Below are 12,608 nucleotides of genomic sequence, written 5' to 3'. Positions count from 1 at the left end.
GGCGGCGGGGCCGGCGCGATGCGGCGCTCGGACGCGATTGCGCTTGGCATCGCGCTGGTCGGCCATGTCGTCCTGTTCGGCCTGCTGTCGGCCGGCTTCCTCACGCCGCCCAAACCGGCGACGCCGTTACAGGCGCCGATCGACGTCTCGCTGGTCGATGAGGTCGGTCTCGTCGCCAAGGCACCCCAGGCGGTGACGCCGCCGGCCGAATCGCGCGCGCCCGATCAGGGGCCGCCGGAAGACGCGGCGCCCGCCGCGCCCAGGGAGGAACCGCAGCCCGATCCCGCGCTGCCCAAACCGCAGCCCAAGGCCGCGCCGCCGCCCAAGCCCGCCCCCAATGCGGTGCCCGAGCCGAAGAAGCCGGTCGCGCCGACCCCGGACAAGTCGAAAAAGCCGCCGACGCGCGAGGCGGCGCCGGCCAGTCGCGCCGCCGCTTCCACGGCGCGGGCTACGGGTACTGACGCGGCGTCGGCCAGCGAGCGGCCGCGCGGCTCCCGGCTCGGGAATGATTTCCTGAAGGGCCTGTCCGACAAGCCCTCGACCAGCAAGTCGGTCGTGCCGCAGGCCGCGGTGATGAGCCAGCAGGCGGCGGCCGATATCGGCTCGGCGATCCGCCGCCAGGTCCAGCCCTGTGCCGATCGCCAGGTCAAGCCGGGGCCCGGCGCGGAGCGGATCATCGTGACGATCCGGCTGCGGATGGATCGCGACGGGTCGCTGATCGGCAACCCGCAGGTGATCGGCCATAGCGGCATCGATGCCGAGAATGGCCGATACCAGGACCGGGTCGACGACAATGCCATCGCCACCTTCAAGGGCTGCTCGCCGCTGCGCGGGTTGCCTGCCGAGCTTTATGATGTTCCCAATGGCTGGAGTGTCTTCAGCCTGCGCTACAAACTTCCGGGATGAGAACCATGATGACATCTTCCCCTATCGGCCTGCTGGCCGCCATGCTCGCCCTGTTGTCGCCGCTCGCGGCCCAGGCGCAGGATGCCCCCGTGGCGCCGCCGCCGGTGTCGGCGACCCAGACGCAACCCGCGCAGGATGGCGGCCTCGTGGTCGATGTGGTCGGCGGCACCTCGGCGCCGCTGGGGATCGCGATCCCGCCCCTGCCGACCGCCGCGGTGGTCAACACGCCGGCTGGACCGACCGACAAGCTCGGCCGCGACCTTGCCCAGATCATCACCAACGACCTGAAGAATAGCGGGCTGTTCAAGCCGGTCCCGCCGTCCGCGCTGCGGGACGTCGGCGTTCCCGAAGTCACGGCGCCGTCGTTCGATTTCTGGGGCGGGGCCGGCGCGCAGACTCTGGTCCAGGGCTATGTCCGCGCCAATGGCGACGGCACGCTGACGGTCGGCTGCTATCTCTACGACGTGTTCGCGCGCAGCGAGCTGACCCGGCAGGGCTTTGTGGTGCCGCCCAGCGACTGGCGCCGCGCCGGGCACAAATGCGCCGACATGGTCTATCAGAGGCTCACCGGCGAAGGCGCCTATTTCGACAGCCGCATCCTCTACGTCTCCGAAACCGGCCCCAAGGCGAAGCGTTTCAAGCGGCTCGCGATCATGGATCAGGACGGCGCGAATCATCGTTTCCTGACCAATGGCCAGTCGACCGTGCTGACTCCGCGCTTCTCGCCGGACCAGCGGTCGATCGTCTATATGAGCTATCTCAACGACCGCCCGGCCATCTATGTCTACGATATCGCCTCTGCCAGTCAGCGCCTGCTGGTCAACAATCCCAGCCTCACCTTTGCGCCGCGCTATTCGCCCGATGGACGCTGGATCGTCTTCTCCATGGCGGTGGCCGGGAACACCGACATCTACCGTGTCCAGGCATCGGGCGGCTCGCCGCAGCGCCTGACCAATGCGCCCGGCATCGATACCGGCGGCAGCTATTCGCCCGACGGCAGCAAGATCGCCTTCGAGAGCGATCGGTCGGGCAGCCAGCAAATCTATGTGATGAACGCCGACGGATCGAACCAGCAACGCATCAGCTTCGGCGGCGGGCGCTATGCGACGCCGGCCTGGAGCCCGCGTGGCGACCTGATCGCCTTCACCCGAATCTCCGGCGATTTCCGCATCGGCGTGATGAACCCGGGCGGCGGCGGCGAGCGCCTGCTGACCGACGACTGGCAGGATGAGGGGCCCAGCTGGTCGCCCAATGGCCGCGTGCTCACCTTCTTCCGCTCGCATCGTGGCGGGGCCGGCAATGCCGATCTCTGGTCGGTCGATCTGACCGGGGTCAACGAACGGAAAATTCCGACGCCGCTCGACGGATCCGATCCCGCCTGGGGACCGTTACGCCCCTGAAGCAATTTTGCGTCGCACGATTGCTGCACCGGCGTTGACTCCCATTCACCCTGGGGCAATGCCGGTGGGACGAGACGCAAGCGAAACGACTTTTTGATCGAAGGAGAAGCCACATGGCCAGACTGACGACCACGTTCATCGTTGCCGCTGCGCTCGTCGCGACCGCGGCATGCAGCCCCAAGCCGAAACAGATTCCGCCCGCCCCCGGCGTGGATACCGGCGTCGGCACCAATCCGGTCAACCAGGACAATGTCGTCCCCGGCTCGCGCGCCGACTTCGAGCGCTCGGTCACGAGCAACACGATCAACTTCGCGCTCGACAAATATGACATCGATTCGCGCGCCCGCGAGATTCTGGACAGCCAGGCCGCGTGGCTCGCCAAATGGCCCAATGTGCCGGTCAGCCTCGAAGGCCATTGCGACGAGCGCGGCACGCGCGAATATAATCTCGCGCTCGGTGATCGCCGCGCCAATGCCGCGAAGAACTATCTCGCGGCACGCGGCATCAACCCGGCGCGCATCTCGACGATCAGCTATGGCAAGGAGCGCCCGATCGCGCTCGGCTCGGACGAGCAGAGCTGGGCGCAGAACCGGCGCGCGGTGACCATCGTCCTCAACTAGCCCGCTCGCGGGCCATCCCATTCTTCACTGGCGCCGTCGGATCACCCGATCCGGCGGCGCTTCCGATTCCGCTTGCGGGTTCCCGAATAGCGATATAAATGTGATATCACATTAACGGGAGGGTCCCATGTCGGATTCAGTTGCCAGGAACACGGCGCTCACCTTGTCGAGCGAGCGCACCGCCGCGACGTCGAGCGGCTATCTCATGTTGCTGCTGATGCTGCTGGCCATCGCAGCCGGCGTGTACGCCGCCACGCTCATGCAGGATGATCCGGCGCTGGGCGGGGGGATCATCACGATGGCGGTGCTTGCCTTCGTGTTCATCCTGTGCGGCTTCTACATGCAGCAGCCCAACCAGGCGACGGCGATCACCCTGTTCGGATCGTACAAGGGCACCGATCGCAACACGGGACTGCGCTGGCTGCTGCCGTGGCTCGGCCGCAAGAAAGTGTCGCTCCGCGCGAACAACATGATTTCGGAACGGCTGAAGGTGAACGACCTGCGCGGCAATCCGATCGAGATCGCGGCGCAGGTCGTGTGGCGCGTGACCGACACGGCCCAGGCGCTGTTCGACATCGACGACTATAAGGCCTTCGTGATCGTTCAGATCGAGGCCGCCGTGCGCACCATCGGCGCACGCTATCCCTATGACGATTTCGAGCATCAGGAAGTCACGCTGCGCGGCAATCACGAGCAGGTCGGCGCCGAGCTGCGCACCGAGCTGATCGCCCGGCTTGCCGTTGCCGGCATCACCGTCGACGAATGCGGCTTCACCCATCTTGCTTATGCCCAGGAGATCGCCGGCGCGATGCTCCGCCGGCAACAGGCCCAGGCAGTGGTCGCCGCGCGCAAGACGCTGGTCGAGGGCGCCGTCGGCATGGTCGAGATGGCGCTGGAGATGTTGTCGGAGAAGAACGTCGTCGAACTGGACGACGAGCGCCGCGCGGCGATGGTCTCCAACCTGATGGTCGTGCTGTGCGGCGAACGCGATACCCAGCCGGTCGTCAATACCGGCTCGCTCTACCAGTAAGCCGGTCGCGTGAGCGTTCCTCCCAAGAAGGCGTTTCCGCTGCGCCTCGACGCCGCGCTCTATGCGGCGGTCGAGCGCATGGCGGCGGCCGACTTGCGGAGCGTCAACGCCCAGTTCGAATGCCTGCTGCGCGAAGCGCTGTCGAAGCGCGGTGTGAAGCTCGAGGCGCCGGTCCGCGCGAAACGCGGGCGGCCGGCGAAAACCCAGGATGAAGGAGATACGGAATGATCGGCATGCTCACGACACGCGCGCGGCTGCCCTGGCTGGTCGCGATCTCGCTTGCGCTGATCGGGCTTGGCCTGCTCGTGCGGTTCGGCTGAAGGAGGCGATGATGGCGTTCGAGGCTCTCAAGCGTTTCTATCAGGTGCGCGACGGCTATTGGTTCGTGCCCAAGCTGTTCGGCCTGGGCGCGACGCCGGTGACCTGGCAGGGCTGGCTGCTGACGCTCGGTTTCTGCGCCGCGCTGCTGCTCGATGTCCGGTTTCTTCCCGGGCTCGTGCCGAAGCTGGTCGTCGGCATCGCGCTGGTCGCCGCCTTCACGACGATCGCCGCGCGCAAGACCGATGGCGGCTGGCACTGGCGCTGGGGATCGCGCGACTAGAGTCGATACCGCTCATATCGGTGCGCTGCCCTTTATCCTCTTACCCCGTTCGTTTCGAGCGAAGTCGAGAAACCGGACTTGGCGCTCCATCAATGTTTCTCGACGTCGCTCGAAACGAACGGAAAGGGAGGGGCTGATCAGCGCGAATCGACGCTAGGAAAACGCCTGGTCGAGCAGCTTGGCGAGGCGCAGGCCGCCGCGTTCCACCTCGAGCCGGGCGACCGGCACCAGCGACTCGATCGTCGCATCGTCAAGGGTGGAGCGCTCCGGCGTCGGCGCGCAGGGATCGCCCTTCATCGCGCTGGTGTAGACGCTGTCATGCGCGACCTGCCAGCTTTCACGGCTCCAGTCGGTCACATCGCCCGCTGCGAGCGTCGCCCGCTCGGCAGCGGAATAGCGGCGGACCAGCGATGGCGGCGCGGAGATCGCGCGCTCGGCGAGATAGCCGTCCCAGATCGAGTGCAGGTTGAGCCGCGGCGTCGACAGGATGCCATAGGCGGCCTTGGCATCGTTGCCGCCCTTGTCGGTCTTGTCGCCGGCATGAAGCGGCTGGTGCAGATCGCCGACGAAATGGATCAGGAAGACAAGCGCCTGGACCCGGTCCTTCCTTGGCGTCGCCTTGTCGCGCAGCAGCTTCACGTCGCGCTCGATCTGCGCCGACACGCAATTGCCGTCCTTGCACGGCTCGACCAGGCTGAACGGCTGGCAGATGTTCACGTTCTGATAGTGCCAGCTATAGGCGAAATCGAACGGGCGCTTGCCGTCCGGGTCCTTGATATTCTTGATGCAATCGGCCCAGATGCTGGCGTCCTCGATCGTGCGCGCCGGGCAGGTCGGCGTGCCGAGCAGCTTCGACTGGCGCAGCAGCCGGTCGACCGCGATCCGGGTCGATGGCCTCACGTTCGCCCGCGCGATCTGGGCGATGGTCTGATGACCATATTCCCAATAAGCGGCAGCGGGGGACGCGGTGGCGGCAAGCGCGACGGCGGCGAGAGCGGGGAGGAGGCGACTCATGGCCGCCGCTCTACCCGGTCGCACATGCTTGCGAAAGCGGCGCGCGGCCTATTCGTCGCCGTAGATCGCAACGGTCCGTGCGCCGTCCGACCCTACCCTGGCGCGGAACATGCCGGCGGTGTTGAAGCTCCACACCGCTTCGCCGCCGGGCCCGGCGACGATCACGCCGCCCTTGCCCCCCAGCGCCTTCACATCGTCCATCACCGCATCGGCCGCGGCCTGGAGCGGCACGGCCGCGAGCCGCGCCCGGGCGCAGATCTCGTGCGCGACGCCCGCGCGGATGAAATATTCGCCCGACCCGGTCGCGGAGACGGCGCCCGCCCGGTCGTCGGCATAGGTGCCGGCACCGATCAGCGGCGAATCGCCGATCCGGCCCCAGCGCTTGCCGGTCACCCCGCCGGTCGAGGTCGCGGCGGCGACATGGCCGGCCGTATCGCGCGCCACCGCGCCGACCGTCCCATATTTCATGTCGACGTCGAACGCGTCGGCGCCGCGCGCCTGCAGTTCCTCCAGCTGACGGCGGCGCTCGGGCAGGACGAGCCAGTCCTGGCCCGCCTGTTCGAGCCCATGGTCGCGCGAGAACAGGTCGGCGCCTTCGCCGCCGAGCAGCACGTGCCGGCTCTGCTCCATCACCGCCCGGGCCAGGCTCACCGGATGGCGCGTGCCGGTCACCCCGGCGACCGCGCCGGCGTCCCGCCCGGTACCCTCCATGATCGCCGCGTCGAGCTCGGCCACGCCTTCGTGAGTCAGCGCAGCGCCGCGACCGGCGTTGAAATGGGGATCGTCCTCGAGCACCCGCACCGACGCTTCGACCGCGTCGAGCGCCGAGCCGCCGGTCGACAACACCGCCGATCCGGCATCCAGCGCCCGTCCGAGCGCCTTGCGCGCGCCTTCATCCTGTTCCGGCGTGATGCGATCGCGCGTCATCATGCCCGCGCCGCCATGGATCACCAGCGTCCAGATCACGACAGGCTTTCGACCGGCGTGAGCGAGACGGGGCGCGCTGCATGCCGTGGCGGGATGAAGCCGCGCAACCCGATCAGCGGCCGCAGCCAGCTGACCTCGCGCCCGACCAGATAAAAGGCCCAGCATCCCGCGATCGTCGTCGTGACGAGGATCACGAACTCCGCGAGTGGCGGCAGGCCATAAGGCAGCAGCACCCATTCGACCGCGACGATCACCGTCTGGTGGATGATGTAGAAGGGGAACACGGCTTCGGTCAGCGTACGGCGCCAGGGGTGGTCGCGGTTCCAGTAACGCTCCGCGATGCCGACCAGCGCGATGATCGCGCACCAGCCCTGGATCGCGCGCGCCGTCGCGAAGATATAGCCATAGGGCTGCGGCATGGCGCTACCCGGCCAGCGCAGTTCGATCGCGGCGACGATCGCATAGCTGAGCACCGCGAGGATTCCGGCCGCCTTCCACCAGCGCCCGATCGCCGCCATCGCTGGACCCGACCGGGCGAGCGCAAAGCCGAACAGGAAACCGGGCAGATAATGGGCATGCGCGATCGCATCGTTGAGCACGTCGTGCGTCTCGCGGCCGCCGGGCAGCAGATACATGTCGGCGAAGAGCAGCCAGGCGATCGGCAGGATCACGATTGTGGCAGTGCCGAAGATCCCGTCGAACAGCCCCTGCAGGCTGCGCCCGCGCATCAGCCACACCGCCACGGCGAGCGCGACCGTGTAGAACCAGAGATAACCGACGAACCACATATGCTGCCAGGTCGGCAGGATCAGGTTATGGAAGGTACCGAAGCGAAAATAATCGTGCAGCCAGAACCAGCCGAAGCCGCCGTCATAACCATGCTGGGTGGTCAGCTCGACCCAGGGCTGAATCGGGATGATGATGGTCATGCCGAACAGCAGCGGGATCAGCAGCCGTTTGTTGCGCGATCCGATGAACGAACCAGGACTCTCGCTCTTGGCGAGCAGCGCGCGGCTGGCATAACCCGACACGACGAACAGCAGCATCAGCCGCCAGCTGTTGGTCGCGTGCATCGGGATCGCCACCCAGTCGATCGGATGGGCGGTCTTCACATGGAAGTCCCACGGCACGAAGACCATGCCGACATGATAGAAGATGAGCAGGCCAAAGGCGCCGATACGGAGCCAGTCCAGGCCGTAATGCCGTTCCATGCGGGGCCATGTAGCGTTTCCTGAGCCAATGGCTAGTCAGACGGCGTGTCCGAAACGGCAGGCGGTGGCCCGGGCGGGGCGGTCGCCCCGGCCGGGATTCAACGGCCGCTAGGCGGTCTGGAGGTCGGCGGCGGCCGTTTCCGCTTTGGCGCGGACCTTCCGTCGCAGGCCGATCAGCGGCCGTAGCCAGCCGATTTCGCGGCCGATCAGGTAGAAGGCCCAGCATCCCGCCACCGTCGCCGGCACCAGGATGACGAACTCGGCGACGGGCCCGATGCCGAGCGGCTTCAGCCAATATTCGACGACGATGATCACCGTCTGGTGGATGAGGTAGAAGGGGAAGACCGCCTCGGTCAGCATCGGCCGCCATGTGCTGTCGCGATTCCAGAAGCGCTCCGCCACGCCGATCAGTGCCGCGATGCTGGCCCAGCATTGCACTTCGCGCGCGACATGGAAGGCTTGGGTAATCGGGCGCGATGGCATGGCGAAACCGGGATAGGCGATCTCGACCGAGGCGACGACGGCATAGCCCGCCACCGCCAGCACCGCCGCCGGCACCCAGAAGCGCGCCAGCGCCGCCCGCGCCGGGTGCGATCCGGCCAGGCCGAAGCCGAACAGGAAGGCGGGGAAATATTGCAGATGGGCTACCCCGTCAGTGAACAGGTCGTGGGTATCCTCGACCCCCGGGAACAGCGCCATGCGCAACACGAGCAGCCAGACGATCGGCACGCACAGCACGCCGGCTCCGCCGAACACACGGTCGAACAGTGCCTGCGCGCCGGACAGCTTCGGGCTCAACAACAAGGCGAGCACGAGCGTATATACCCAGAGATAGACGACGAACCACAGATGGTTCCAGGTCGGCAAAATGATCCCGTCGAGCTTGCCGAATCGGAAATAGTCGTGGGTGAGGAACCACAGGAAACCATGCGTATAGCCATGCTGGGTGACCAGCTCGACCCAGCTTTGCGGCGGTACGACCAGGGCAATGCCGAAGACTAGCGGCAGCAACAGCCGCGCATTGCGGTTGCGCAGGAAACCGCGAATGCTGGCGGATTTGGCGAACAGCGCCCGGCTGGCGAAGCCCGAGACGACGAATAACAGGCTCAACCGCCAGGCATTGGTCAGCAACATCGGGGCCGCGACCCAGTCGGCCGGGTCGGCGGTCTTCACATGGAAGCCCCAGGTCACGAAAACCATGCCCACATGATAGAAGATCAGCAGGCCGAACGCGCCGATGCGCAGCCAGTCCATTCCGTAATGTCGTTCCATCGCGTCTCTCCATGGTCGATCAGCAACGGCTAGCGAGCGCCTGTTCGGCCCGGTATCGGGAAGGGGCGGAAGGCGGTACCACTGGGACGATGGCGACGATGACGGGGACGAGCGGCGGCGGAGGCGGGATGAGCGGTGCGCAACGCCGGCTCGCGCTCCTGCTGGTCGCCGGCTTCGTGCTCACCCTCGCTACGGTCATGGTGGCGGACGTCGAATCGACTTTGAGCGACTTCGCCCTTGCCGGCATCCACGAGACCCGGACTCATGTCTGGCTGTGGGAAGCGACCAGCATCCTCGCCTGGCTGACGACGGCGCCCGTCATCTGGTGGCTGGTCAGCCGCGTCGGCCCGCCCCGCTTCTCCTGGCCGGTGGCGGTCATGCTGATCCTCGCCGCCAGCATACCGCTGTCGCTCTGGCATATCGGCCTGATGGTCGAGCTCCGGAAGCTTTATTATGCCGCCGAGGGCAGCGAGTACCGGTTCTTTAGCAAGGTCTCGGACCGCCTGCTCTATGAATATCGCAAGGACCTTGCCTCCTATCTCCAGTTCGTCGGATTCGCCGCGGTCAGCCGGTGGCTGGTGATGCGCGCCGCCACGCCCCAGCACGCCCCGGCGCCGCCACGCATCCTGAAGGTGGCCGACGGCGCGGTGACGCATCAGGTGCCAGTGGACGAGATCGATCACGTCAACGCAGCCGGCAATTATGTCGAGCTCGCCTGGGCCGGGCGCACCCTGTTGCACCGCGCGACCCTGGCGGCGGTCGCGGGCGAACTCGGGCCGGGCTTCGTCCAGATTCATCGCAGCCGCCTCGTCCGTCGCGCCGCGATACGCCGGGTCGAGACTGACCGGAGCGGCGACTTCATCGTGACGCTCGCCGACGGCACGAACCTGCGCGGCAGCCGCCGCTATCGGGATTCGGTGCAGGATTGAGGCTCGCGCTTTCGCAGGCGCGAAGGCGACGCTATATGGCTCGGTGAAACGAGGTAATCCCATGTCCATTCGTCCGTGGCGCGACATCATGCGCCGTCAGAGCCGCCAGATCATGGTCGGCAATGTGCCCGTCGGCGGCGATGCGCCGGTCACCGTGCAGACGATGACCAACACGCTCACCTCCGACGCCAGGGCGACGATCGACCAGATTCGCCGCTGCGAGGATGCTGGCGTGGACATCATCCGCGTGTCCTGCCCCGATGTGGAAAGCACCGCCGCGTTGAAGCAGATCGTCCGCGCGAGCCGCGTGCCGATCGTCGCCGACATCCATTTCCACTACAAGCGCGCGCTCGAAGCGGCTGACGCGGGTGCTGCCTGCCTGCGCATCAACCCGGGCAATATCGGCTCGTCCGACCGGGTGCGCGAAGTGGTCAACGCCGCCAAGGCCAATGGCTGCGCGATCCGGATCGGCGTGAATGCGGGATCCCTCGAAAAGGACCTGCTCGAAAAATATGGCGAGCCCTGCCCCGAGGCGCTGGTCGAATCCGCGCTCGACCATATCAAGATCCTGCAGGACCATGACTTCCACGAATATAAGGTGGCGGTGAAGGCATCGGACCTGTTCCTCGCGGTCGCGGCCTATCAGCAACTGGCCGAAGTGGTCGATTGCCCGCTGCATCTCGGCATCACCGAGGCGGGCGGCTTTGTCGGCGGCACGGTCAAGTCGGCGATCGGGATCGGCTCTTTGCTCTGGTACGGCATCGGCGACACGATCCGCGTTTCGCTCTCGGCCGAGCCCGAGGAAGAGGTGCGCGTTGGCTTCGAGATCCTCAAGAGCCTCGGCATCCGCAACCGCGGCGTGCGTGTCGTCTCCTGCCCGAGCTGCGCGCGTCAGGGCTTCGACGTGATTCGTACGGTGCAGGCGCTGGAAGAACGGCTCCAGCATATCCGTACGCCGATGTCGCTCTCCGTGCTTGGCTGCGTCGTCAACGGCCCGGGCGAGGCGCGTGAAACCGATATCGGCCTCACCGGCGGCGGCAATGGCAAGCACATGGTCTATCTGTCGGGCGTCACCGATCACACCGTCCAGAGCGAGGACATGATCGAGCATATCGTCAAGCTGGTCGAGGCGAAGGCCGCCGAGATCGACGCCGCCGACGAGGCACGCGCCGCCGCGTGAGGCGGCGTTCAGCGGGGGACGCATCATGGACAAGCTGAGTGCGCGCGGCCGCGTGGCGCAGGCGCTGGTCGGAGTCGCGGCCCTGGTGGTGCTTGCCCTGCTCACCGGGAGTAGCCGGCAGGACAGGCGGGCGACGTGAGCGAGCCATCCAGATATTCGACATCGACCACCGCCTTCGCGGTCGCGACCCTCGGCATCGCCACCTATGCGATGATGGACACCTTCATGAAGGGTCTCAGCATCGCCAGCGGCGCCTATAGTGCCGTCTTGTGGCGCTCGCTCGCCGGTGCTGCGCTGACCGGCACCATCTTCCTCCTCCGCGGCAATGCCTGGCCGGAGCGCGCCGCATTGAAGCTGCATGCCACGCGCGGTCTGGCCGCGGGCATGTCGGTGCTGCTGTTCTTCTGGGGGCTGGTCCGCGTGCCGATGGCGCAAGGTGTGGCGCTGACTTTCCTCGCGCCGCTGATCGCCTTGTACTTCGCGGCGGCGATGCTCGGCGAGCGTATCCGGCGCGCCGCGATCCTGGGATCGGCCATCGCCAGCATCGGGGTGTTCGTTATTGCCCTGGGTCAGGCCAGGGCGGGTGCCAGCAACGACACCTTGATGGGGTCGGGCGCGATCATCCTGGCTTCCTTTCTCTATGGCTACAGCCTGGTCCTGCTGCGCAGGCAGGCGCAACTCGCCGATCCGATCGAGGTGACGCTGTTCACCGGCGGCGTCATCGGCATGCTGCTGCTCATCGGCGCGCCGTGGTTCGCGGTGATGCCGACGATCGCGCAACTGCCCGCGATCGGCGCGGCCGCCCTGCTCGGCACGTTCTCGGCCGCCGCGCTGGCCTGGGCCTATGGCCGGGCCGAGGCGCAGATCCTCGCGCCCGTCGAATATACCGCCTTCCTCTGGGCCGCGATCCTTGGCTGGCTGGTTTTCGGCGAGCATGTCTCGCTCTATACCGTGGCGGGGGCCGGGCTGATCATCGCCGGGTGCCTCGCCGCCATTCGCGGCACCGCCGCTCCCGCTCCACAGACTGAGGCTGCCGCATGACCGAACTCCGTTTCGCCACTCCCGACGATGTCGCCACCATCATGCGTTTCGTCCGCGAACTGGCCGAGTTCGAGCGCGAGGCCGACAAGGTCGTCGCGACAGAGGAATTGCTGCACGACGCGATGTTCGGCGACCGCCCGGTCGCGGAGGCGGTGATCGCGGAGCGCGACGGCACGCCGCTCGGCATGGCGCTGTTCTTCCACAATTTCTCGACCTGGACCGGGTGGCGTGGCCTGTATCTGGAGGATCTGTACGTGACGCCGGAAGCACGCGGGCAGGGCGTCGGCGCGGCCCTGCTGCGGCATCTCGCGGCCATCGCGGTCGACCGGGGCTGCTCGCGCTTCGAATGGGCGGTGCTCGACTGGAACGAGAAGGCGATCGAGTTCTACAAGGCGATGGGCGCGGTGCCGATGAACGACTGGACGGTCAACCGCGTGTCCGGCGACGCGCTGACCAAACTCGCGGGGCGCGGCTGAG

14 protein-coding genes are annotated in these 12,608 nt (G+C 66.9%); 10 read left to right on the top strand and 4 right to left on the bottom strand.

Features of this window, described 5'->3' with window-relative positions; genetic code table 11:
* Positions 1 to 18 precede the first annotated feature (18 nt).
* From AC1DX5_RS04870 to AC1DX5_RS04845, 6 genes are all read left to right on the top strand, one after another.
* The gene (locus AC1DX5_RS04870; RefSeq protein ID WP_478014399.1) at positions 19 to 906 is read left to right on the top strand and encodes a cell envelope biogenesis protein TolA; all 888 of its coding nucleotides are present in this window, start codon (positions 19 to 21) and stop codon (positions 904 to 906) included.
* A gap of 5 nt (positions 907 to 911) precedes the next feature.
* Complete coding sequence (tolB, locus tag AC1DX5_RS04865; protein ID WP_478014398.1) at positions 912 to 2,306, top strand: Tol-Pal system beta propeller repeat protein TolB; 1,395 nt, start codon at positions 912 to 914, stop codon at positions 2,304 to 2,306.
* Positions 2,307 to 2,419: 113 nt separating this feature from the next.
* Positions 2,420 to 2,926 carry a peptidoglycan-associated lipoprotein Pal gene (gene pal, locus AC1DX5_RS04860; protein WP_465170847.1) on the top strand — a complete coding sequence of 169 codons (507 nt, stop codon included), beginning with the start codon at positions 2,420 to 2,422 and terminating at the stop codon, positions 2,924 to 2,926.
* Positions 2,927 to 3,053: 127 nt separating this feature from the next.
* Entirely contained in the window at positions 3,054 to 3,956 is a 903-nt protein-coding gene (locus AC1DX5_RS04855) for an SPFH domain-containing protein (RefSeq protein ID WP_465170846.1), read from the top strand.
* A 9-nt stretch (positions 3,957 to 3,965) separates the two neighbouring features.
* Positions 3,966 to 4,184, top strand: coding sequence for a type II toxin-antitoxin system antitoxin (locus AC1DX5_RS04850; RefSeq protein ID WP_465170845.1), 219 nt, complete (start codon positions 3,966 to 3,968; stop codon positions 4,182 to 4,184).
* Positions 4,185 to 4,284: 100 nt separating this feature from the next.
* Positions 4,285 to 4,557 carry a hypothetical protein gene (locus tag AC1DX5_RS04845; RefSeq protein ID WP_478014397.1) on the top strand — a complete coding sequence of 91 codons (273 nt, stop codon included), beginning with the start codon at positions 4,285 to 4,287 and terminating at the stop codon, positions 4,555 to 4,557.
* Between the two features lie 153 nt (positions 4,558 to 4,710).
* On the opposite strand, the gene AC1DX5_RS04840 is transcribed toward AC1DX5_RS04845, so the two are convergent.
* From AC1DX5_RS04840 to AC1DX5_RS04825, 4 genes are all read right to left on the bottom strand, one after another.
* A complete protein-coding gene (locus AC1DX5_RS04840) occupies positions 4,711 to 5,571 on the bottom strand; it encodes a S1/P1 nuclease (RefSeq protein WP_478014396.1) in 861 nt (286 codons plus the stop codon).
* Positions 5,572 to 5,619: 48 nt separating this feature from the next.
* Complete coding sequence (locus AC1DX5_RS04835; protein ID WP_478014395.1) at positions 5,620 to 6,537, bottom strand: isoaspartyl peptidase/L-asparaginase family protein; 918 nt, start codon at positions 6,535 to 6,537, stop codon at positions 5,620 to 5,622.
* On the bottom strand, positions 6,534 to 7,709 hold the full coding sequence (locus AC1DX5_RS04830) for an acyltransferase family protein (protein ID WP_478014394.1): 1,176 nt from the start codon (positions 7,707 to 7,709) through the stop codon (positions 6,534 to 6,536). The genes AC1DX5_RS04835 and AC1DX5_RS04830 overlap by 4 nt, the downstream gene beginning before the upstream one ends.
* A 108-nt stretch (positions 7,710 to 7,817) precedes the next feature.
* A complete protein-coding gene (locus tag AC1DX5_RS04825; protein ID WP_478014393.1) occupies positions 7,818 to 8,981 on the bottom strand; it encodes an acyltransferase family protein in 1,164 nt (387 codons plus the stop codon).
* 128 nt (positions 8,982 to 9,109) lie between these two features.
* Here AC1DX5_RS04825 and AC1DX5_RS04820 point away from each other — a divergent pair, with 128 nt between their 5' ends.
* From AC1DX5_RS04820 to AC1DX5_RS04805, 4 genes are all read left to right on the top strand, one after another.
* Positions 9,110 to 9,910: a LytTR family DNA-binding domain-containing protein gene (locus AC1DX5_RS04820; RefSeq protein WP_478014392.1), complete on the top strand. Its 801-nt coding sequence runs from the start codon at positions 9,110 to 9,112 to the stop codon at positions 9,908 to 9,910.
* A 61-nt stretch (positions 9,911 to 9,971) separates the two neighbouring features.
* Positions 9,972 to 11,090 (top strand): flavodoxin-dependent (E)-4-hydroxy-3-methylbut-2-enyl-diphosphate synthase, encoded by a 1,119-nt coding sequence (ispG, locus tag AC1DX5_RS04815; RefSeq protein WP_465174970.1) that lies wholly within the window; start codon positions 9,972 to 9,974, stop codon positions 11,088 to 11,090.
* A 135-nt stretch (positions 11,091 to 11,225) separates the two neighbouring features.
* Complete coding sequence (locus AC1DX5_RS04810) at positions 11,226 to 12,131, top strand: DMT family transporter (RefSeq protein ID WP_478014391.1); 906 nt, start codon at positions 11,226 to 11,228, stop codon at positions 12,129 to 12,131.
* Complete coding sequence (locus tag AC1DX5_RS04805) at positions 12,128 to 12,607, top strand: N-acetyltransferase family protein (protein WP_478014390.1); 480 nt, start codon at positions 12,128 to 12,130, stop codon at positions 12,605 to 12,607. Before AC1DX5_RS04810 ends, AC1DX5_RS04805 begins: the two co-directional genes overlap by 4 nt.
* Position 12,608 lies beyond the last annotated feature (1 nt).

The sequence above is a fragment of the Sphingomonas sp. P2_B6 genome, assembly GCF_056404755.1.
Note: the sequence above shows the minus strand (reverse complement) of the source record. Positions and strands in the feature narration are given on the sequence as shown.

What these genes read in the sequence shown, in the direction of transcription:
- AC1DX5_RS04870 (WP_478014399.1), top strand. Translation starts at nt 19, where the DNA reads ATGCGGCGCTCGGACGCGATTGCGCTTGGCATCGCGCTGGTCGGCCAT.
- tolB (WP_478014398.1), top strand. Translation starts at nt 912, where the DNA reads ATGATGACATCTTCCCCTATCGGCCTGCTGGCCGCCATGCTCGCCCTG.
- pal (WP_465170847.1), top strand. Translation starts at nt 2,420, where the DNA reads ATGGCCAGACTGACGACCACGTTCATCGTTGCCGCTGCGCTCGTCGCG.
- AC1DX5_RS04855 (WP_465170846.1), top strand. Translation starts at nt 3,054, where the DNA reads ATGTCGGATTCAGTTGCCAGGAACACGGCGCTCACCTTGTCGAGCGAG.
- AC1DX5_RS04845 (WP_478014397.1), top strand. Translation starts at nt 4,285, where the DNA reads ATGATGGCGTTCGAGGCTCTCAAGCGTTTCTATCAGGTGCGCGACGGC.
- AC1DX5_RS04840 (WP_478014396.1), bottom strand. Translation starts at nt 5,571, where the DNA reads ATGAGTCGCCTCCTCCCCGCTCTCGCCGCCGTCGCGCTTGCCGCCACC.
- AC1DX5_RS04830 (WP_478014394.1), bottom strand. Translation starts at nt 7,709, where the DNA reads ATGGAACGGCATTACGGCCTGGACTGGCTCCGTATCGGCGCCTTTGGC.
- AC1DX5_RS04825 (WP_478014393.1), bottom strand. Translation starts at nt 8,981, where the DNA reads ATGGAACGACATTACGGAATGGACTGGCTGCGCATCGGCGCGTTCGGC.
- AC1DX5_RS04820 (WP_478014392.1), top strand. Translation starts at nt 9,110, where the DNA reads ATGAGCGGTGCGCAACGCCGGCTCGCGCTCCTGCTGGTCGCCGGCTTC.
- ispG (WP_465174970.1), top strand. Translation starts at nt 9,972, where the DNA reads ATGTCCATTCGTCCGTGGCGCGACATCATGCGCCGTCAGAGCCGCCAG.
- AC1DX5_RS04805 (WP_478014390.1), top strand. Translation starts at nt 12,128, where the DNA reads ATGACCGAACTCCGTTTCGCCACTCCCGACGATGTCGCCACCATCATG.